General features: G+C 70.8%; 17 protein-coding genes and 1 pseudogene. 9 read left to right on the top strand and 9 right to left on the bottom strand.

Translation table 11 applies throughout. The features are described from left to right. The 5 genes from IEZ13_RS24850 to IEZ13_RS24870 all read right to left on the bottom strand — a co-directional run bounded on the left by IEZ13_RS24850 (position 1) and on the right by IEZ13_RS24870 (position 6,987). Positions 1 to 456 carry an Lrp/AsnC family transcriptional regulator gene (locus IEZ13_RS24850; RefSeq protein WP_183222112.1) on the bottom strand — a complete coding sequence of 152 codons (456 nt, stop codon included), beginning with the start codon at positions 454 to 456 and terminating at the stop codon, positions 1 to 3. 48 nt (positions 457 to 504) lie between these two features. After that, on the bottom strand, positions 505 to 1,770 hold the full coding sequence (gene gabT, locus IEZ13_RS24855) for a 4-aminobutyrate--2-oxoglutarate transaminase (protein ID WP_183222113.1): 1,266 nt from the start codon (positions 1,768 to 1,770) through the stop codon (positions 505 to 507). A 2-nt stretch (positions 1,771 to 1,772) separates the two neighbouring features. Continuing rightward, positions 1,773 to 3,209, bottom strand: coding sequence for a gamma-aminobutyraldehyde dehydrogenase (locus IEZ13_RS24860; RefSeq protein ID WP_183222114.1), 1,437 nt, complete (start codon positions 3,207 to 3,209; stop codon positions 1,773 to 1,775). Positions 3,210 to 3,350: 141 nt separating this feature from the next. Beyond that, a complete protein-coding gene (locus IEZ13_RS24865) occupies positions 3,351 to 4,556 on the bottom strand; it encodes a PP2C family protein-serine/threonine phosphatase (protein ID WP_183222115.1) in 1,206 nt (401 codons plus the stop codon). 46 nt (positions 4,557 to 4,602) lie between these two features. Further along, positions 4,603 to 6,987, bottom strand: coding sequence for a beta-xylosidase/alpha-l-arabinosidase (locus IEZ13_RS24870; protein ID WP_229794981.1), 2,385 nt, complete (start codon positions 6,985 to 6,987; stop codon positions 4,603 to 4,605). 289 nt (positions 6,988 to 7,276) lie between these two features. Between IEZ13_RS24870 and IEZ13_RS24875 the strand changes: the two genes are divergently transcribed. The 3 genes from IEZ13_RS24875 to IEZ13_RS24885 all read left to right on the top strand — a co-directional run bounded on the left by IEZ13_RS24875 (position 7,277) and on the right by IEZ13_RS24885 (position 10,423). Beyond that, positions 7,277 to 8,590, top strand: a complete 1,314-nt coding sequence (locus tag IEZ13_RS24875; protein ID WP_203833823.1) for an extracellular solute-binding protein — start codon at positions 7,277 to 7,279, stop codon at positions 8,588 to 8,590. An 80-nt stretch (positions 8,591 to 8,670) separates the two neighbouring features. Continuing rightward, complete coding sequence (locus tag IEZ13_RS24880; RefSeq protein WP_229794983.1) at positions 8,671 to 9,516, top strand: carbohydrate ABC transporter permease; 846 nt, start codon at positions 8,671 to 8,673, stop codon at positions 9,514 to 9,516. Between the two features lie 10 nt (positions 9,517 to 9,526). Then, entirely contained in the window at positions 9,527 to 10,423 is an 897-nt protein-coding gene (locus IEZ13_RS24885; RefSeq protein WP_183222117.1) for a carbohydrate ABC transporter permease, read from the top strand. Here the strand turns inward: IEZ13_RS24885 and IEZ13_RS24890 are convergent, their stop codons facing one another. Next, positions 10,424 to 11,458: a LacI family DNA-binding transcriptional regulator gene (locus IEZ13_RS24890; protein ID WP_183222118.1), complete on the bottom strand. Its 1,035-nt coding sequence runs from the start codon at positions 11,456 to 11,458 to the stop codon at positions 10,424 to 10,426. It lies immediately after the preceding gene. Positions 11,459 to 11,714: 256 nt separating this feature from the next. Continuing rightward, on the bottom strand, positions 11,715 to 12,596 hold the full coding sequence (locus tag IEZ13_RS24895; protein WP_183222119.1) for an LLM class F420-dependent oxidoreductase: 882 nt from the start codon (positions 12,594 to 12,596) through the stop codon (positions 11,715 to 11,717). A gap of 198 nt (positions 12,597 to 12,794) precedes the next feature. On the opposite strand from IEZ13_RS24895, the gene IEZ13_RS46760 reads away from it, so the two are divergent. The 4 genes from IEZ13_RS46760 (at position 12,795) to IEZ13_RS24920 (ending at position 14,881) form a co-directional block, all read left to right on the top strand. Next, a complete protein-coding gene (locus tag IEZ13_RS46760) occupies positions 12,795 to 13,280 on the top strand; it encodes an ATP-binding cassette domain-containing protein (RefSeq protein ID WP_229794985.1) in 486 nt (161 codons plus the stop codon). 112 nt (positions 13,281 to 13,392) lie between these two features. Beyond that, entirely contained in the window at positions 13,393 to 13,977 is a 585-nt protein-coding gene (locus IEZ13_RS24910; RefSeq protein ID WP_183222120.1) for a formylglycine-generating enzyme family protein, read from the top strand. Between the two features lie 122 nt (positions 13,978 to 14,099). Further along, positions 14,100 to 14,291, top strand: a complete 192-nt coding sequence (locus tag IEZ13_RS24915; protein ID WP_183222121.1) for a hypothetical protein — start codon at positions 14,100 to 14,102, stop codon at positions 14,289 to 14,291. 113 nt (positions 14,292 to 14,404) lie between these two features. Next, entirely contained in the window at positions 14,405 to 14,881 is a 477-nt protein-coding gene (locus IEZ13_RS24920) for an Hsp20/alpha crystallin family protein (protein ID WP_183222122.1), read from the top strand. A gap of 279 nt (positions 14,882 to 15,160) precedes the next feature. Here the strand turns inward: IEZ13_RS24920 and IEZ13_RS24925 are convergent. Further along, positions 15,161 to 17,304: pseudogene (locus tag IEZ13_RS24925) on the bottom strand (catalase). Here IEZ13_RS24925 and IEZ13_RS24930 point away from each other — a divergent pair. Continuing rightward, the gene (locus tag IEZ13_RS24930) at positions 17,303 to 18,139 is read left to right on the top strand and encodes a P1 family peptidase (protein WP_183222124.1); all 837 of its coding nucleotides are present in this window, start codon (positions 17,303 to 17,305) and stop codon (positions 18,137 to 18,139) included. The pseudogene IEZ13_RS24925 and the gene IEZ13_RS24930 sit on opposite strands and share 2 nt — an antisense overlap. Here IEZ13_RS24930 and IEZ13_RS24935 read toward each other — a convergent pair. Further along, on the bottom strand, positions 18,126 to 18,941 hold the full coding sequence (locus tag IEZ13_RS24935; RefSeq protein ID WP_183222125.1) for a MerR family transcriptional regulator: 816 nt from the start codon (positions 18,939 to 18,941) through the stop codon (positions 18,126 to 18,128). The two genes, IEZ13_RS24930 and IEZ13_RS24935, sit on opposite strands and share 14 nt — an antisense overlap. Positions 18,942 to 19,002: 61 nt before the next feature. Here IEZ13_RS24935 and IEZ13_RS24940 point away from each other — a divergent pair, with 61 nt between their 5' ends. Further along, positions 19,003 to 20,007: a TIGR03617 family F420-dependent LLM class oxidoreductase gene (locus IEZ13_RS24940; RefSeq protein WP_183222126.1), complete on the top strand. Its 1,005-nt coding sequence runs from the start codon at positions 19,003 to 19,005 to the stop codon at positions 20,005 to 20,007. Positions 20,008 to 20,011 lie beyond the last annotated feature (4 nt).

Genomic DNA, 20,011 nt, shown 5'->3' on the forward strand with positions numbered 1-20,011 from the left:
TTACCGTGTCCCCCAGGCGTAGGTCTGTTTCGCGAGGCGCAGGTACATGAAGGTGTCGGTCTCGCTGACGCCCTCGATGGCCCGGACCTTCTCGTTGAGGATGTCGAGCAGGTGCTCGTCATCGGTGCAGACCAGCTCGACCAGCAGGTCGTAGCGGCCGGCACAGATCACCACGTAGTCCACCTCGGGGATCTCGGCGATCCGGTCCGCGATGGCGCGCAGGTCACCGTTGACCCGCAGGCCGACCATGGCCTGCCGGGCGAAACCCAGCGTGAGCGGGTCGGTGACCGCGACGATCTGCATGAGCCCGTTGTCCAGCAGCCGCTGTACGCGCTGGCGTACCGCCGCCTCGGAGAGCCCGATCGTCTTGGCCAGCGTCGCGTACGACATCCGCCCGTCGCGCTGCAGGTGCTCGATGATCAGTTTGTTGGTGTCGTCCAGGGTCACGTCCGTCACGGCGCGATTCTTCCCTGGAACGCTTGACGTAGGCAAAGGGGTCGCCCGTCAGGTTCGCAGCGCGGCGCGGAGGATGTCGAGGCCGCGCCCGAGGTCGGAGTCGGAGATGACCAGCGGCGGCAGGAAACGCAGCACGTTGCCGTAGGTCCCGCAGGTGAGTGTGAGCAGGCCGGCGTCGTGGCAGGCCTTCGACACGCTCGCGGTCCGGGTGGCGTCCGGCTCGATCCCGCCGGGCAGCACCAGCTCGATCGCGATCATCGCGCCCCGGCCGCGGACCTCGGCGATCCCTTCTCCGAGATCGGTGAGCGCTTCCTCCATCGTGGCGCCGATCTTCCGCGCGGCCGAACAGAGGTCCAGCTCGCGCATCGTCTCGATGGCGGCGAGCGCGGCCGCGCAGGCGATCGGGTTGCCGCCGTACGTCCCGCCGAGCCCGCCCGCGTGTACCGCGTCCATCAGCTCGGCCCGGCCCACCACACCGGCGATCGGCAGTCCGCCGCCCATGCCCTTGGCCGTGGTGATCAGATCCGGCTCCAGGGCCTCGTGCTCGGAGGCGAACCACTGACCGGTACGCGCGAAGCCGGTCTGGATCTCGTCGGCGATGAACACCGCCCCGTTCGCCTTCGCCCACGCCGCGATCGCCGGCAGGAAGCCCGGCGCCGGCACCACGAACCCGCCCTCGCCCTGGATCGGCTCGATCAGCACGGCCGCCACGTTCGGCCCGCCGACCTGCTTCTCGATCACGTCGATGGCACGGCGGGCCGCCTCGGCGCCGGACAGGCCGCCGTCGCGCAGCGGGTACGACATCGGCGCCCTGTACACCTCCGGGGCGAACGGGCCGAACCGGTGCTTGTACGGCATGTTCTTCGCGGTCAGCGCCATCGTCAGGTTGGTCCGGCCGTGGTACGCGTGGTCGAACACCACGACGGCCGGCCGCCCGGTCGCGTGCCGGGCGATCTTCACGGCGTTCTCCACCGCCTCGGCGCCGGAGTTGAACAGCGCGGCCCGCTTCTCGAACGAGCCCGGCGTCAAGGTGATCAGCTGCTCGCAGACCGCCACGTACGACTCGTAGGGGGCGACCATGAAGCAGGTGTGGGTGAACCGCTCCACCTGCGCGCGGACCGCCTCGACCACCCTCGGCGCGGCGTTGCCCACGTTGGTCACCGCGATGCCGGAGGCGAAGTCGATCCACTCCCGGCCGTCGACGTCGGTGATCGTGCCGTTGTGCGCGTGGTCGACGTAGGCGTTCACCACCGAGCCGACGCCCTTGGCGACGGCCGCGAGCCGCCGCTTGTGCAGGTCTTCGGAGGACGTCACGGTCAGCCTCCCACGTGGTGCATGACGTGCTTGATGCGGGTGTAGTCCTCGAACCCGTACATCGACAGGTCCTTGCCGTGGCCGGAGTGCTTGAAACCGCCGTGCGGCATCTCGGCGACCAGCGGGATGTGGCAGTTGACCCAGACGCAGCCGAAGTCCAGCCGCTGGGTCATCCGCATCGCGGTGCCGTGGTCCCTCGTCCACACGCTGGAGGCCAGCGCGTACTCCACGCCGTTGGCGTGGCGGACCGCCTCGTCCTCGTCGGTGAACCGTTGCACCGTGATGACCGGGCCGAACACCTCGTTCTGGATGATCTCGTCGTCCTGCCGCAGGCCGGAGACGACGGTGGGGGAGTAGAAGAAGCCGCGGTCACCGACCCGGGCGCCGCCGGCCTGGAGCACCGCGTGCTCCGGGAGCCGCTCGATGAAGCCGGCGACCCGGGCCAGCTGGTTCGCGTTGTTGACCGGGCCGTAGAGCACGTCCTCCTCGTCCGGGGCGCCGGTCCTGATCTCGCGGGCCTGCGCGGCGAGCGCCGCCACGAAGTCGTCGTGGACGCCGGCGCCGACCAGCACCCGGGTGGCGGCCGTGCAGTCCTGCCCGGCGTTGAAGTAGCCCGCCTCGGCGATCGACGCGGCGGCCGACTCGACGTCGGCGTCGTCGAAGACCACGACCGGGGCCTTGCCGCCCAGCTCGAGGTGGGTGCGCTTGAGGTCGGCGGCGGCGCTGCCGGCCACCTCCATGCCGGCCCGCACCGAACCGGTGATCGACACCATCCGTGGCGTCCGGTGGGTGACCAGGGCGCGGCCGGTGTCGCGGTCGCCGAGGACCACGTTGAACAGGCCGGCCGGCAGGAACTCGGCGGCGATCTCGGCCAGCATGACGCTGGTGACCGGCGTGGTGTCGGACGGCTTGAGCACCACGGCGTTGCCCGCGGCCAGCGCCGGAGCGATCTTCCACATCGCCATGAGCAGCGGATAGTTCCACGGGGTGACCTGCGCGCAGACGCCGATCGGCTCGCGCCGCACGTAGCTCTCGAAGCCGGACATGTACTGCCCCGCGGAGCGGCCCTCCAGCACCCGGGCGGCGCCCGCGAAGAACCGCAGATGGTCGATGGCCGGCGGCAGCTCCTCGCTGGCGGTCAGGCCGAGCGGCTTGCCGGTGTTCTTCGACTCGGCGGCGACCAGCTCGTCGGCGCGGGCCTCGATGGCGTCGGCGAACTTGAGCAGGGCGCGCTGACGCTCGCCGGGGGTGGTGGCACGCCATGTCTCGAAGGCGGTGGCGGCGGCCCGCATGGCCCGGTCGACGTCGGCGCCGCCGGAGACCGGTGCCGAGGCGAAGACCTCTCCGGTGGACGGGTCGATGAGATCCTCGTACCGCCCCTCGGCGGGCGCGACGGCCTCGCCCCCGATGAGGTTGTGCAGCACTGTCTTCGACGTCATTCCGCCTCCAGGGCCGTGGTATCAGCGCATTCGGCCCCATCTTTTCCGCTGAATCCGTTGCGAACAAGAGGTCTGAGGAATATTTCCGCACCGACCGAGGGCTGGGCACCAGCCTGCCATGGAACGGTGACTCACCGGCCGTCAATCGCGGCGGCGAACGGCCAGAACCGCCACGTCATCGGTCGGGGGATCGGCGATCGTGTCCGCCATGACGGTAGCGCAGACCTCCTCCGCCGCGTCGGCCCGGACGATGCTCAGCAGGCGGTCCAGCCCCTCGTCGATCACCTGGGCGCGCCGCTCCACGAGGCCGTCGGTGTAGCAGAGCAGCAGCGCGCCGGGTGGCATCGGCACCGCGGTGCTGCGCCGCGGCCCGACCGGGTGGGCCACCCCGAGCGGCGGGTCGACCGGCACGGCGGCCAGGACCGGCGGGCGGCCGGGCACGGCCAGGATCGGGCGCAGATGCCCGGCCGTGGAGATCACCGCGCGGTCCCGGCCGGGACTGACCATCGCGTAGACGGCGGTGGTGAGGCTGCCCGCCTCGAAATGCATGACCTTGCGGTCCAGCAGGGTGAGCGCCTCCGCCGGGTCGTCGCAGATCAGCGCGTACGCCCGGAGCGCGCTGCGGATCCGGCCCATCACCACGGCCGACGCCAGCCCGTGCCCGGAGACGTCGCCGATCACCACGCCCAGCCAGCCGGACGGCAGGGGGAAGACGTCGTACCAGTCGCCGCCGATGCCGGTGGCGTGGCCCGGGATGTACCGCGCGGCGAGCTCGACGCCGGGCACCCGCGGCAGCCGCGTCGGCAGGAGGCTGCGCTGGAGGGCCAGGGCGGCCGCACGGTCCAGTTTGGCCGAGCGGATCCGCCCGGCCACGGCCGCCCGGTCGGCGACCAGCTCCAGCAGCTTGACGTCGTCGTCGCCGAACTCGCGCCGGGTCAGCGAGCCGATGTGCAGCACACCCAGGAGGTCCCGTCCGGCCAGGACCGGCACGCCGAGCAGCGACCGCACGCCCTTCTCCAGCAGGAACGGGTTGACCACCTCGTCCGGGGTGACGTCGGTGATCCGGACCGGGCGGCGGGTCTCGGCCACCCGGCCGGCGAAACCGCGGCCCACGGCCACCCGGAAGCCGGCCCGCACCTCCTCCTCCAGGCCCTTGGCCGCGGTCGCGACGAGCTGCTGGGCGTGCGGGTCCATCAGCAGGATGGCCGCGGTGTCCACGTCCAGCAGATCGCACACCCGCTCCAGCAGCTCGTCGAGCAGGTCGGAGGTCTCCAGGCGGGACAGCGTCGCATCGGTGACCGCTTCGAGACGGCGGAGCCGCTCGTCGTCGTTGATGCGTGGGGGCACGACAGAAGCCTAATGTGCCGCGGTCCCGCCGGAGAGCGACCGGGTGTCACGAATCGGCGAGCCGCACCTCCACGCCGGTCACCAGGCGGCGGTCCGCCCCGGCCGGGCGGACCGGGCCGGTCAGCTCGACCGAGCCCTCGCACGGCAGGTCGCCGGCCGAGGTGCCGACGAGGATCCGCAGTTCGCCGGGCTCCACGAGGCGCCGCATGTCGCGGCCGGTGAAGGCCGTACGGTCGGTGTGGACCGTGAACGTGACGTCGGCGGCGCCGCCCGCGGCCAGGTCCACTCGCTGGAAGCCGGCCAGCTGACGGACCGGGCGGGTGACCTGGGCGATCGGGTCGGCGAGGTAGAGCTGCACCACCTCGGCGCCGTCGCGGTCGCCGGTGTTGCGGACCCGGACGGTCACCGCGAACTCGGCGTCGGTCGGCACCCGGGCCTCGGAGATCCGCAGGTCGCCCACGGTGAACGAGGTGTAGGACCGGCCGTGCCCGAACGGGAACATCGGGGTGGGATCCAGGTTGCTCACGCCGGTGTGCTCGGCCCCGAGACGCGGTTGCAGGTAGGTGCCCGGCTGGCCGCCCGGCGTGCGCGGGATCTGCACCGGCAGCCGGCCGCTGGGCTGGACCCGGCCGGACAGCACCCCGGCGATCGCGGGGCCGCCCTCCTCGCCGGGCATGAACGCCTGCACCAGGGCGGCGGCGCGGCCGTCCAGGTCGCCCAGCGCGTACGGCCGGCCGGAGACCACCACGACCACCACCGGGGTGCCGGTCGCCAGCACCGCGTCCAGCAGCTCGCCCTGCACACCGGGCAGCCGCAGGTCGGCGGCGTCGCAGCCCTCGCCGGAGGTGCCCCGGCCGAACAGCCCGGCCAGGTCGCCGACGAACGCCAGGCACACCTCGGCGGACGCGGCCGCGGCCACCGCCTCGGCGAAACCGGAGCGGTCGTCGCCGTCCACGGCGCAGCCCTTCGCGTACGCGATCTCGGCGTCCGGGAACTCGGCCCGGACCGACTCGGCCGCGCTGGGCATCGCAATGCCGGCCGTGACCCCGGGATAGCGGGGGAGCACGTGGTTGGGGAAGGCGTAGCAGCCGAGGAAGGTGCTCGCGTCGTCGGCGCACGGGCCGATCACCGCGATCCGGCCGGGCCCGGTGCGGCCCGGGCCGGTCAGCGGCAGCGCGGTGCCCGGGTCGAGCAGCACGATCGAGCGTTCCGCCAGCTCGCGGGCGAGCCGCCGGTTCTCCTCGGAGTCCAGCGTCACGGCGCCGGCGGCGGCCACCGAGGCCTCCGGCGTCCAGTCGGCGTCGAGCAGGCCGAGCTCCGCCTTCTGGGTCAGCAGGCGGCGGGCCGCGCGGTCCACCAGCTCCTCGGGCACCTCGCCCCGGCGCACCCGGGCGACCAGCTCGTCGCCGTAGCCGATGGTGTCCGGCAGCTCCACGTCGATGCCGGCGGCCAGGGCCAGGGCGCCGGCCTCGCCCGGGCCGGCGGCGACCTTGTGCATGCCGGCCAGGAACGGGATCGACCAGTAGTCGGAGACGACCGTGCCGGTGAAGCCCCACTCGTCGCGCAGCAGCTCGGTGAGCAGCCACGGGTCGGCGCCGGCCGGGACGCCGTCGATGTCGGCGTACGAGTTCATCACCGAACCGGCGCCGCCGGCGCGGATGGCCGTCTCGAACGGCGGCAGGATGACGTCCAGCAGCTCCCGGCGGCCCATCGGCACCGGGCCGTGGTTGCGGGCGCCGCGGGAGGCGGAGTAGCCGGCGAAGTGTTTCAGCGTGGCGATCACCCCGGCGCTCTGGAGACCCCGCACATACGCCGAGCCGACCATGGCCACCAGGTACGGGTCCTCGCCGATGGACTCCTCGACCCGGCCCCAGCGGTAGTCGCGGACCACGTCGAGGACCGGGGACAGCCCCTGGTGCACGCCGAGCGCCGCCATGTCCCGCCCGATCGCGGTGGCCATCCGTTCGACCAGTTCCGGATCGAAGGTGGCTCCCCAGTTGATGGCCGCGGGGTACACACTGGCACCGTGCATGGTGAAACCGGTGAGGCACTCCTCATGAACGATCGCGGGGATCCCCAAACGCGACGACTCCATCACGATCCGCTGCTGGCGGACGAGCTCGGCGGTGCCCTCGGCGACCGACACCGGGTAGCTGCCGTAGACCCGGGTGAGGTGACCGAGCCCGTGCCGGCTGGCATCCTCCAGGGCGTCGCCCGCGCCGAACTCGCTCTCCATCGGCGCGACGTCGTGCCCGTCCTCCGGCTCGGGGCCGGCAGCGCCGGTCGCTCCCTTGTCCTTGCCCAGCCAGCGGCTGCCGAGCTGCGCGACCTTCTCCTCGAGCGTCATCTCGGCGAGTAGCGCGCCGACCCGCTCGGACACCGGAAGCCTCGGGTCGCGCCACGCGGGCGGCGGCGCTTGGTCTGTGCTCAACGGTACCTCCGATGGTTTCCGAAACTTCCGAGCCGCGCCAGGCCTCGGCGGCGCCCGTGGAAAGGGCGCGTGAGCGGCTGCGGGATGCCGCCTACTCTCGCGCTCAGGGCACTGTTACGGCAAGGGACTTGACACTCGTCACAGCGAAACTCTACGTTTACGAAACCTCACCTTAATTTACAGCAGTCGCGCGAAACTTTCGGAAGCTTAACCGGTTTTGAAAAGTTTGCGGCAGGACTCGCGCGGTATCGTCAGCCGCCCCGCGGCTTCTTCGAGTACGGAGATCAGCGTGAAGCGCAGGAATTTCTTGACCCTCTCTGCCGGAGCCGCCGCGGGTGCCGCGCTGGCCGCCTGTGGCAACGAAGGCCCGGGCGGCAGTGAATCCGGTGGTGGCGGCTCGGCCAGCTACTGGTCGCTGAGCGGTGAGCCGGGCGAGCCCTACCGCCAGGCGGCCATCGACCGGTTCAACAAGGCGAACCCGGACTCCAAGATCACCCCGACGTTCTTCCAGAACGACGCCTACAAGCAGAAGATCAAGACGGCGCTGGGCGCGAACCAGGCCCCGACGCTGATCTGGGGCTGGGGCGGCGGCGGTCTGAAGAGCTACGTCGAGGCGGGCCAGGTCGAGGACCTGACCGACTTCTTCGCCAAGGACGCCGCCCTCAAGGGCAAGCTGCTGCCCGGTTCGTTCGGCGCGGCCACGGTCGACGGCAAGATCTACGCGATGCCGGTCGAGACGGTCCAGCCGATCGTCCTCTACTACAACAAGAAGATCTTCGACCAGGTCGGCGTCAGCGCCCCGCAGACCTACGGCGACATCCTCGACCTGATCCCGAAGTTCAACGCCAAGGGCATCGCTCCGTTCTCGCTCGCCGGCCAGTCCCGCTGGACCAACATGATGTGGCTCGAGTTCATGCTCGACCGCAACGCCGGCTCCGAGGTGTTCGACAACGTCTTCGCCGGCAAGCCGGGCTCCTGGTCGGACCCGGCGGTGCTGGACATGCTGACCAAGGTCCAGGACCTGGTGAAGGCCAACGCCTTCCAGAAGGGCTTCGCCTCGACCGCCGCGGACACCAACGCCGACCAGGCCCTGCTCTACACCGGCAAGGCCGCGATGATGGTGCACGGCTCCTGGTCGTACGGTATCCAGAAGGCCAACGGCGGCAAGTTCGTCCCGGACGGCGGCCTCGGCTGGATGAACTTCCCGCCGATCGACGGCGGCAAGGGCGACCCGTCCAACACCGTCGGCAACCCCGGCCAGTACCTGTCGATCTCCTCGAAGGCGACCGCCGCCGACAAGGAGACCGCGAAGAAGTTCTTCTCCAGCACGCTCGTCGACGACGAGGAGAAGGCCGGCTGGGTCAAGTCCGGCGGTGTGCCGGTCATCGCGAACAGCGAGAGCCTGTTCACCGGCGACGACGCGCAGTTCCAGAAGGACATGTCGGCGATCGCGGCCGGCGCCAAGACCTTCGCGCAGTCGTGGGACCAGGCGCTCAGCCCGACCGCGGCCGAGGTGCTGCTCGACAACATCGCCAAGCTGTTCCAGCTCCAGGTCAGCCCGCAGCAGTGGGTCGACAACATGAACGGGGTCATCGGTAAATGACGACGCTCGCTCCGCCCGTCGTACGCGGTCAGGAGCCCACCAGATCACGCGGCGGGCGGAGCGGCTCCGTCCTGGTATGGATGGTTCTGCCCGCGTTCATCATGTTCGTCTTCTTCGGAATCGTCCCGCTGCTCGGCGTGATCGTGCTCAGCTTCGCGACGTGGAACGGCATCACGCCGGAGATCGAGCTGACCGGCCTGACCAGCTGGAAGGCCGCCCTGACCAATCCGGGTCTGCCGAACGCGCTCTGGGTCACCTTCCTGATCATGGCGCTGTCCTGGCTGGTGCAGACCCCGCTGTCGATCCTCCTCGGGACGTTCATGGCCCGGCAGAGCCGCTACCGGGGCTTCCTGGCGGTCTTCTACTTCATCCCGCTGCTGCTCAGCTCCGCGGCCATCGCGATCACCTACAAGTCGTTGCTTGACCCGAACTTCGGGCTCGGCGCCGGCCTCGGGATCGAGGCGCTGAACCAGGACTGGCTCGGACAGGCCAACCTGGCCATCGCCACGCTGATCTTCGTGGTCTCCTGGCAGTTCATCCCGTTCCACTCGCTGATCTACCAGGGCGCGGTCCGGCAGATCCCGCAGTCGATGTACGAGGCGGCGCAGATCGACGGCGCCGGCCGGGTCCGGCAGTTCTTCAACATCACGCTGCCGCAGATCAAGTACACGATCATCACGTCGTCGACGCTGATGGTGGTGGGCTCGCTGACCTTCTTCGACCTGATCTGGGTGCTGACCGCCGGTGGTCCCGGCGACGCCACCCGGGCGCTCGCCGTGCAGATGTACCAGCTCGGCTTCCAGGCCAGCCTGATGGGCCCGGCCAGCGCGATCGCCGTCATCCTGGTCCTCGTCGGGATCGGGCTCTCGCTGCTGCTGCGGCGTATCGGCGGACGGGCCGACCAGAGCCAGATGGAAGGAGCCTGAGGTGGCGACCATGACTCCCACCCCGGCCGGGACACGGGCCGGTCAGGCCCCGGAATCCGCGGCCACCGGCACCCGGGCGAGCCGCAAGTTCGCCGAGCGCAACTGGGTCGGCGGCAGCTTCGCCTGGCTCTGGCTGATCGTGGTGATGGTGCCGCTCTACTGGCTGGTGATCACCAGCTTCAAGACCCAGGCGAACTACTTCATCACCAACCCGCTGAAGCCGCCGAGCGAGTTCACCTTCGAGAACTACCAACTGGTGATCGAGAGCGACTTCGTCCGGTACTTCATGAACAGCGTCATCGTCACGGTCGGAGCGGTCCTGCCGGCGACGCTGATCTCGTTCATGGCCGCCTACGCGGTCGTCCGGGGCGCCGGCAACCGGTTCCTCCAGGGGGTGAACGGGATCTTCCTGATGGGGCTGGCCATCCCGCTCCAGGCGGTCGTCATCCCGGTCTACCTGATCATCATCAAGATGGAGCTGTACAACACGCTCCAGGCGATCATCCTGCCGTCGATCGCCTTCGCCATCCCGCTGTCGGTGCTGGTGCTGGCCAACTTCATCCGGGACGTCCCGAAGGAGCTCTTCGAGTCGATGCGGATGGACGGCGCCACCGAGTGGGGGACGATGTGGCGGCTCGCCTTCCCCCTCACCCGGCCCGCGCTGGTCACCGTGGTGATCTACAACGCGGTGGGCATCTGGAACGGCTACCTGCTGCCGCTGATCCTCACCCAGAGCCCGGAGAAGGCGACCATCCCGCTCGCGCTCGCGTCCTTCCAGACGCAGTTCGGCGTGAACGTGCCGGCCGTCGCCGCGTCGGTCACGCTCACCACGGTGCCGATCGTGCTGCTCTACGCGATCGGGCGGCGCCAGCTGGTCAGCGGTCTGACCGCCGGTTTCAACAAGTGACTAGGCAGTGACGCCGCGGCCCCGGGCAGGGGCCGCGGTGCTCTCCCTGATCTCCAGCTTGGTGACCAGCTCCACCCGGGGGGTCTCGATGGTCTCGCCGCGCGACAACCGCAACACGGTCCGCGCGGCGAGCCCGCCCATCTCGGCGAGCGGCTGGCGCACCGTGGTCAGTGGCGGCGACGACCAGCGGGACTCGGGCAGGTCGTCGAAGCCCACCACGCTGAGCTGGTCGGGCACCAGAATGCCGCGACGGCGGGCCGCCTCGTAGACCCCGAGGGCCATCAGGTCGCTGCACGCGAAGACCGCCGTCGGGGGATCGGGCAGGTCGAGCAGGCGGCCGCCGGCCACGAAACCCGACTCGTGCCGGAAGTCGCCGGTCACCACCAGATCCTCGTCGACCGCCATGCCGGCGGCCTCCATGGCGGCGCGGTAACCGTCCAGCCGGGCCCGGCTGCACAGCAGCTCGCGCGGGCCGGCCACGATCCCGATCCGCCGGTGCCCCAGCGACAGGAGATGATCGGTCGCAGTGCGGCCGCCGGACCAGTTCGTCGCCCCGATCGTCGGGACGTCCGCCGCCACCCCGCCGGCCGGATCGATGATCACCACCGGCACCTTGAGCCGGTGCAGCTCGCTGTGGATAGGCTCGGCCACGTCCGAGGTCACGAAGATGACCCCGTCCGACGCGCGGGCCCGCAGATTCTGCAGCCACTGCCGGGTCGCGGTGCTGCGGTGATGCACCTGCGACACGACGGTGCCGACGCCGGCCGCGTGCGTCACGTCCTCCACGCCGCGGACCAGCTCCAGGGCCCACGGGCTGTCCAGGTCGTTGAACACCAGATCCACCAGGCGGGCACGGCCCGGATGCCGAGAGTTGCGGGGCCGGTAGTCGTGCTCGCGTAGCAATCGCTCGATCAGCTCACGTGTGGTCGGCGACACATCGGAACGCCCATTGAGCACGCGGGACACGGTGGGCACCGAAACCCCCGCGGCCTCGGCGATAGCCGCGATCGTCACTCTTCCCCTGCCAGCGGCCACGGGTGCGCTCCTTACCGCCGGCCTGTCGCGACTGCAACTTTCGGAACCCGGCACCGGAATTCTGCCACGCTCCGCCCGTGCGAGAAATGCCTGGTGACCCTGGAATCGCTCCCAGTTCTGTTTCGCGGCGCGAAACGTACATTTCCCCTGGTGGATGGCGATCGCCTCAGCCCGGCGGGCCGGTCGCCGTCGTCCCGATCGGAGTACGCGCCGGCGTACCGGAGAGAAAGGGTTGAGGCGACCGGACCGCGTGGCCTCAGGAGAGCTGGGGGATGACCTCCTCGGCGAGGCGCAGCAGCGGCTCGTGGTCGTAGGCCACCCGCGGGATGTAGATGATCACGTAGTCGGCGCCCGCCCCGGCCAGCCGCTCCAGCCTCCCGAGCGTGTCGGCGGTCGACTCGCTGAGGTCGAGGTGGTGGGTCGTCGACTTGGTGATCCGGTCGTAGTCGCGGCCCAGGGTGTCGCAGTGCTGCCGGAGCACGGCCGCCTTCTGCTGGAACACCTCCGGGTCGCCGTTGCCGAAGTTGCAGCCGTCGGCGTACTGCGCGACCAGTTTGAGGGTCACCTTCTCGCCACCGCCGCCCAGCCACAACGACGGGTGCGGCTTGCGGGCGCCCTTCGGCTCGTTGATCGGCCCGTCGATGCGGTAGTGCCGGCCGGCGAAGACCGGGCGCTCCTCGGTCCACATCTTGTGCACGATCTCGACGGCCTCCCGGAAGGCCCGCATCCGGTCCGGGACCTCGGCCCACTCGTAGCCGTACGCCTTCCACTCGTGCTCGTACCAGCCGGCGCCGAGCCCCGCGTAGAGGCGGCCGTGGCTGGCCACGTCGACGGTGGAGGCGATCTTGGCGTACAGGGAAGGGTGCCGGTAGCCGTTGCAGCCGACCATCTGGCCGATGTTCACCCGGCTGGTGTCGCGGGCCAGCGTCGACGAGACCGTCCACGCCTCGAAGGTGGTGTTGATCGTCGGTTCCGGAACGGTGTGGAAATGGTCGTAGACCCACACCGAATCCCACGGGCCCGCGTCGGCGAGCTTCGCGACGGCCGTCATCGCCTCGTACTGCTCGACCGGGTCGGCGATCTCGGTCAGGTCCATCCGCCATCCCTGGGGCACGAACACCCCGAAACGCATGCTCATGATCCTTAACCTACCCAGCTCTCGCGTATCAGGGACTCGTGCCGCGGAGGAAGTTTTCCTAGGGGTTTGGGGGAGATAATTCTGCCGGATCGTTGACGGAGAAATCGGCCGGCGCCCACCGTTGCCGCGTGTCGACAACCGGAGGCGTCCACGCGCTGGTCAGGCGGGCTCATGAGGAGCGCGTCCTGGCGATCCTGCGTGAACACGGCACCCTCAGCCGGGCGCAGATCGCGGCCCCGGGCCGGCCTGTCGCGCACCACACGGTCGGAGATCACCGGGGAGCTGCTGGGGCGCGGCGCGATCGTGGTCACCGCCACCGACGCGCGCCGGCGGGCCGGCAGCGGCCGGCCGGCCGAGCTGCCGGCTCTCGATCCGCGGTCCGGGCAGTTCCTCGGCGTGGACCTCGGGCACACCCGGGCGCGGGTCGTGGTCGCCGACGCGGCACACGAGATCATCGCGAGCGGCGTGACGCAGTACGCGCTGTTCCCCTGGCTGACCGTGCGCCGGAACGTGGAGTTCGGGCTGCGTACGGCCGGCGTGCCACGACAGCGGCGGCGGGAGATCGCCGACCGGTTCATCGAGCTCGTCGGCCTGGGCGAGTTCGCCGAGGCGCTGCCCAAGACCCTGTCCGGCGGTATGAAGCAGCGGGTGGCGATCGCCCGCGCCTACGCCGTGAACCCGTGAGCGGGGGGACAACTTCCACCACTGGAATGACCTCGATGTACCAGGTCGGGGAGGTGGATCACGATCCGACCCTGAGCGGGCTGGACGATCAATCCTACCTTTCCTATAGATCATGAGCCGCTGTACGCCGTCGTCCGGCCGGTCGGCCTCCGCCGATCGGGTCCCGGCCCGCGCGACCGGAGACCACGGGATCGACCAGATCCCGGTGCCTGGCCAGACCTACGCGATGGGTGACGCTCACGGCGACGGGGTACGGGCGGACGGCGAGCAGCCGGTGCACGACGTCCGGGTCCCCGCCTTCCGGATCGACGCCACCAGTGTCACGGTCGCCGACTTCCGGTCGTTCATCGAGGCCACCGGGTTCCGGACCGATGCCGAACGGTACGGCTGGTCGGCCGTCTTCCATCTGGCGCTGACCGATCCCGATCACGTGGCCGGGCGGATGCACGGCACCCCGTGGTGGCTCGGCGTCGAGGGCGCCGACTGGGCGCACCCCGGTGGGCCCTCGGACACCGCCGTCGACGATCACCCCGTCGATGATCCGCGAGAGCCCGCCACCGGCTCGGCCAAGGTCATCCGCGGCGGCTCCCACCTGTGCCACGACTCCTACTGCAACCGGTACCGCAACGCCGCCCGGTCCGCCGACACGCCGGACTCCTCGACCGGGAACACCGGGTTCCGTACAGTGGCGGCATGAACGGCGGATGGGTCTCGGTGTACTCCTCGAACGGTGGCGGTCGTTTCTCCCTGGCCGATTGACTGGCCGACCGCGGCATCGACTGGTACCCCTTCGAGGAGGGCGAGGTCCGCGGCGGCGTCATGTGCGGCCGTGACGACGAGACCGGCCGCTGGTGGTGCCGTTACTACCTGGACATCGACGCGGGCGCCCTGTGGCGGCTCGGCCTCCATCCCGAGCAGCCGCTGTCCCGGATCGTCAGCCGCCCGTTGGCACCCTCACACGTCAAAAAAATCTTGGCGGAACGGTTGGCACTCGAGGCGTGGCAGTGCTAAAAAATGTCTTGTCGGACCTGGTCAGAGAGTTCCAGGGATGACCTCGGCGAGAGTTGTCAGCCGAGCGCCACGAGCCGCCGGACCGCCCGGCGGCTGTCCTGAGGAGGTGCATCGTGGTGCTGACTTTCGATCCTTTCCGCGAATTCGACCGCCTGGCCGGCCAGATGCTCGGCGCCCCCGGCGTCGGCGGTGGCACCGCCGTGGCGATGCCGATGGACCTGTACCGGTCCGGTGACCACTTCGTCCTGCACTGCGACCTCGCCGGCATCGACCCCGGCTCGGTCAACGTCGACGTCGACGGCCGGGTGCTCACCATCCGGGCCGAGCGCTCCGCCCGCACCGACGCCGACGTCCAGTGGCTGCGCCGCGAACGCGTCACCGGCACCTTCGAACGGCGTCTCACACTGGGTGACGGCCTCGACCTCACCAAGATCGATGCCACCTGGCAGGACGGCGTACTCACCGTGACCATCCCGGTCGTCGAAGCCGCCAAGCCGCGCCGCATCGAGATCAACACCGGCCGGGCGCCCGCGCTCCAGCCCGCCGAGCAGCCGACCATCGAGGGCGAGTCCAAGTCCCTGGCCGACTGACCTTCACGCGGAGTTCCGGCCGGTCGGCTATGCGGAGGGTGCGCGCACACGGAAGCCGACATGTGGGCGGCCGTCGCGGCTATATGCCACGTAGGTGACCACGACACCGCCTTCGTGTGCGCGCACCCTGACCGAAAGGCGAGCCGGCACTGAACCGGAGACGGTGATCGCGGCTCCGGGGGCACGGGCCCGGGACTGGATCCGCCGGTGGGACCGGAGTCCGGCAAGGGGTGAGGGTGGAGCCCGGCCGGGCCCCACCCTGGTCAGCGACGTCCGATTTCAGGACCCGGCGGACGACGCCCGCGGCTTGAGCAGCGGCATCCGCTCCCAGACCCGGTGCCGGCCGAGGGCCGCCACGATCGTCTCCGGATCCGGGTCGAACAGGATGCCCGGCGCCTTCACGTCGATCCCGGCGTTGATCAGGGTCTGCTCGCCCTTGCCGCGGACCCCGATCGCCTTGCCGTGCCGGAACGCCTCCTGCAGCAACACCATCATCTGCAGGTCGGCGGTGGCCTCGGCGACCATGATCGCGTCGAACTCGACCGACCGGGCGGTCTGGAAGGTGCGTTCCACCCCCTCGCCGCCGACCGGCGCGATCACCCGCACTACGACACCCTGCGCCTTCAGCGCCTTCTGCAGCGCCGCGGCGTCCCTGTCCGGCGTGCCGATCACGCCGACCACCCGGCCGGTCACCGGCCAGGACCGGTCGGTGATCTGTGCGAGCGCCGGCGACGGCGTGACGTCCGCGACCGGCGTCCCTTCGGGCGCCGGCAGACCCAGTCCGGCGGCCACCTTCGCGGTCAGGTCGGCGTCGACGTTCGCCAGAACACCGAGCATGCGTACGCGGATCGCCTGCTCGTAGCACTTGCTCAACTCGAACGTGAACGCCTCGGCCACGTGCTCCTGTTCGAGGGGGCTGAGGCTGCGGTAGAACAGGGCGGCCTGCGTGTGGTGATCGGCGAACGACACCGGGTTGGCCCGTACCTTCTCGCCCTGGACCGGCTCGGGCAGGTGGACGTACCCACCGTTCTCCGGACCGGCCGGCACCGCGCCCTCCGAGCCGGCGAGGCTGTTCGGCAGGTAGGGCGCGATGCCCCGGTGCACGACGCTCTGGTGCATGCCGTCGCGGAGGTTGTCGTTGACCGGCGCGTGCGGCCGGTTGACCGGCAGCTGGGTGAAGTTCGGCCCGCCCAGCCGGCTGAGCTGGGTGTCCAGGTAGGAGAAGAGCCGCCCCTGCAACAGCGGGTCGTTGGTGACCTCGATGCCGGGCACCAGGTTGCCGATGTGGAACGCGATCTGCTCGGTCTCGGCGTGGAAGTCGTCCGGGTTCCGGTTGAGCACCAGCTTCCCGATCGGCTGCACCGGGGCCAGCTCCTCCGGGACGATCTTCGTGGGGTCCAGCAGGTCGATGCCCTCGAACGACTCGCCGGCGTCGTCCGGCATCACCTGGATGCCCAGCTCGTACTCGTAGAACAGGCCGGCGTCGATCGAGTCGGCCAGATCGCGGCGGTGGAAGTCGGGGTCCATGCCGGCGGTCAGCCGGGTCTCCTCCCACACCTGCGAGTGCACCCCGGCCGCCGGCTTCCAGTGGAACTTCACCAGCGACGTCTTGCCGGCCGCGTCGACCAGCCGGAACGTGTGCACCCCGAAGCCCTCCATGGTCCGGAACGAGCGCGGGATGCCCCGGTCCGACATCGCCCAGAACACGTGGTGGGTGGCCTCGGTGTGCAGCGACACGAAGTCCCAGAACGTGTCGTGGGCGGTCTGCGCCTGTGGGATCTCCCGGTCCGGGTGCCACTTGGCGGCGTGGATGATGTCCGGGAACTTGATGGCGTCCTGGATGAAGAAGACCGGCATGTTGTTGCCGACCAGGTCGAAGTTGCCCTCCGCGGTGTAGAACTTCACCGCGAACCCGCGCACGTCACGGACCGTGTCGGCCGATCCGCGCGAGCCGAGCACCGTGGAGAACCGCACGAACACCTCGGTCTCCCGGCCCTTCTCGGCGAGGAAGCCGGCCTTGGTGACGGACGCGGCGTTGCCGTAGGCGGTGAACGTGCCGTAGGCGCCGGAGCCGCGGGCGTGGACCACCCGTTCCGGGATCCGCTCGTGGTCGAAGTGGGTGATCTTCTCGCGCAGGTGGAAGTCCTCCATCAGCGCCGGCCCGCGCGGGCCCGCCTTCAGGGAGTGGTCGGTGTCCGGCAGCCGGACGCCCTGCCCGGAGGTCAGGTGGTCGCCCGTCTGCAATCCGCGGTCCGGGGCCAGGGACTCCTTCACCGGGCTGGTCTCGGCCGGTTGCTTCGCCGCGGGACTCGGAACGGTCGGCTCCATGTCGGGTTCCTTCTCTGCGTGACGTTCGGTGACGAGCCGTTTGCATACCCCGGCATTCCGGGCCGGAACGCGATCGCCCGATACGGTTCGTACATGACCCGACCGCAGCTGCTCTCCGCCTTCGCCGGGCACTGGACCGGCGACGGCACCGGGGTCACCGTGATCCTTCCGCCGCCCGGCACGGTCGGCTCCGGCGAGGTCCGCGGCGGAGCCCCGGCCACCCGTGAGTTCGCCCTGCTGGAACCGGGCCGCCTGGTCGAGCGGGTGGACGCCGTGGTGCTCTCCGGCGGCTCCGCCTTCGGCCTGGCCGCCGGCGACGGCGTGGCGGAACTGCTGCGCGAGCGCGGCCAGGGCTTCCCGACCAGCCTCGGCCCGGTGCCGATCGTCGTCGGCATGTCGCTGTTCGACGCGTCGGTCGCCGGGACGCCACCGGGTGCCGCTCAAGGCCGCGAGGCGGCTCTCGCCGCGTTGAGCGGACAACCCTTCCGCACCGGTACGGTCGGCGCCGGCACCGGAGCCACCACCGGCACGTGGCGGGGTCTCGCCGAGCCCGGTGGGCTGGGCCGCGCCACCGGGCGGGCCGGCGGCGCCACGGTGGAGGCGATCGCCGCGGTGAACGCGTGGGGCGACGTCCTCGGCGCCGACCGGCCGCCCGTGGAGCGCGTGGCCACCCCGTTCCCGGGGGAGAACACCACGCTCGCCGTGGTGCTCACCGACGCCCGGCTCACCAAGACCGACTGCTACCTGCTGGCGCAGAGCGGCCACACCGGGTTCGCCCGGGCCCTGCACCCGGCGCACTCCCGCTACGACGGGGACGCCGTGGTGGCGCTGGCCACCGGCGCGGTGGAGGCCGACCTGGACCTGCTGCGCGCGGTCACCGCCGAGGTGATGGCGGCGGCGATCCACGCCGCCGTGGTCAGGCGGCCGTGACCGGGGCCTGGAGTTCGGTGACCCACCGGTCGCGGTCCTCCGGGCACTCCAGGGTCACCTCGCGCGGGTAGCCGGCGGCCCGGAAGCCGTTGCCGTCGATCCACCGGGCCAGGGCCTGGCCGGTCGGCACCACGGCGTCCATCGAGCCGCGGTGCACGATGGTGGCGGCCTGCCCCACGGCCGGCAGGTCGCGGATCTCGAAGTCGCCGGCGCCGGGCGCGACCGAGACGGTCATGCCCGCGTGCACGGTGATCCGGCCCTCGGGGGCGTCCTCGTACCAGGCGATGCCCGGACCGGTCGGGGTGACCCCGGCGGTCTCCAGCCGCCGGCACAGCTCGTCGTAGAGCGGCCCGATCACCGGGCCGATGTCCTCCGGCTGGTAGCTGGCGGCCGTGGCGGTCAGCGCGGCGACCCGCACCGCCGGGACGGACTTGAGGACGACGTCGTTCGTGGGCATGTGCCCCTCACTCTCGATGGCATTCAGACGCGCCTCGACCTGGACCAGCCGGGCGGTGGCCTCGGCCACCGACGCCGCCAGCTCGGCCCGCCGCAACCGGAGCATGCCCCGCAGCTCGCCGGTGCTCAGCGTGCCGTCGATGATCTCGTGCACCTGGTGCAGCGTGAACCCGAGATCCTTGAGCGCGATGATCCGGTTGAGCCGGGCCAACTGGGCGGCCGTGTAGTGCCGGTAGCCGGTGGCCGGGTCGACGTGGGCCGGCCGCAGCAACCCGATGGCGTCGTAGTGGCGCAGCATCCGGATCGACACGCGGCCGTGCCGGGCGAAGTCTCCTATGGCGAACATGACAACTCCGAGTTCACTGCCTGACACCGTGTGAGGGTCAACAACCTGATATTGCTGTGTGATGCTCGTTGACTATGCCGCGCCCGTCGCGGCCTCCCCGGCCGAGGCCGAAGCGGCGGCGGTCTCCGCGGAACAGGTGGGGTACGACGGCTTCGCGGCGGCCGAGACGAAGCACGACGTCTTCACCACCCTGGCCCTGGTCGCGCGGGCCACCTCGAGGATCGCGCTGCAATCCGGCATCGCGGTGGCCTTCGCCCGTAACCCGATGACCGTGGCGGTCCTCGCCAACGACCTGCAGCTGATCTCCGAGGGCCGGTTCCGGCTCGGGCTGGGCTCGCAGGTGCGTCCGCACATCGAGCGGCGGTTCGCGATGCCGTGGAGCCGCCCGGCCGCGCGGATGGAGGAGTTCGTGTCGGCGCTGCGGGCGATCTGGCACTCGTGGGCGACCGGCGAGCGGCTGATGTTCCGCGGCGAGTTCTACCGGCACACGCTGATGACCGAGTTCTTCGATCCGGGGCCGAACCCGTTCGGCAATCCGAGGGTGGAGCTGGCCGCGGTCGGTGAGCGGATGGTGGCGGCCGCCGGCCGGGTCGCCGACGGGCTGCTGGTTCACCCGCTGACCAGCCGGTCCTATCTCGGGGAGCGGATCGTCCCGGCGTTGCGGGCGGCCCGCGGCGGGGGGCTGGACGGTTTCGGGATCGAGATGAGCGCCATGGTGGTGCTCGGCGCCGACGAGGCGGCCCGAAGCCGGGCGGAGCAGGCGGTCCGGCGGCAGATCGCCTTCTACGCGTCGACCCCCGCCTACCGGCCGGTGCTGGACCTGCACGGCTGGGGTGAGCTGGCGGACCGGCTCAACGTGCTGTCCCGGCGGCAGGCGTGGGCCGAGATGGCCGCCGAGATCAGCGACGACGTGCTGGGCTGTTTCGCGGTGTCCGGCGACCCGGCGACGGTGGCCGCCGGGCTGCGTGACCGGTTCGCCGGCACGATCGACCGGATCTCGCTCTACACGCCGTACGAAGCGGACCGCTACCAGTTGGCGGCGGTCCGCTCCGCGCTACGGGGCTGACCGG

The organism is Actinoplanes campanulatus (assembly GCF_014647795.1).
Taxonomy (GTDB): Bacteria; Actinomycetota; Actinomycetes; order Mycobacteriales; family Micromonosporaceae; genus Actinoplanes; species Actinoplanes campanulatus.

What these genes read in the sequence shown, in the direction of transcription:
- IEZ13_RS24860 (WP_183222114.1), bottom strand. Translation starts at nt 3,209, where the DNA reads ATGACGTCGAAGACAGTGCTGCACAACCTCATCGGGGGCGAGGCCGTC.
- IEZ13_RS24880 (WP_229794983.1), top strand. Translation starts at nt 8,671, where the DNA reads ATGGTTCTGCCCGCGTTCATCATGTTCGTCTTCTTCGGAATCGTCCCG.
- IEZ13_RS24885 (WP_183222117.1), top strand. Translation starts at nt 9,527, where the DNA reads ATGACTCCCACCCCGGCCGGGACACGGGCCGGTCAGGCCCCGGAATCC.
- IEZ13_RS24895 (WP_183222119.1), bottom strand. Translation starts at nt 12,596, where the DNA reads ATGAGCATGCGTTTCGGGGTGTTCGTGCCCCAGGGATGGCGGATGGAC.
- IEZ13_RS24910 (WP_183222120.1), top strand. Translation starts at nt 13,393, where the DNA reads ATGAGCCGCTGTACGCCGTCGTCCGGCCGGTCGGCCTCCGCCGATCGG.
- IEZ13_RS24915 (WP_183222121.1), top strand. Translation starts at nt 14,100, where the DNA reads ATGTGCGGCCGTGACGACGAGACCGGCCGCTGGTGGTGCCGTTACTAC.
- IEZ13_RS24930 (WP_183222124.1), top strand. Translation starts at nt 17,303, where the DNA reads ATGACCCGACCGCAGCTGCTCTCCGCCTTCGCCGGGCACTGGACCGGC.
- IEZ13_RS24935 (WP_183222125.1), bottom strand. Translation starts at nt 18,941, where the DNA reads ATGTTCGCCATAGGAGACTTCGCCCGGCACGGCCGCGTGTCGATCCGG.
- IEZ13_RS24940 (WP_183222126.1), top strand. Translation starts at nt 19,003, where the DNA reads ATGCTCGTTGACTATGCCGCGCCCGTCGCGGCCTCCCCGGCCGAGGCC.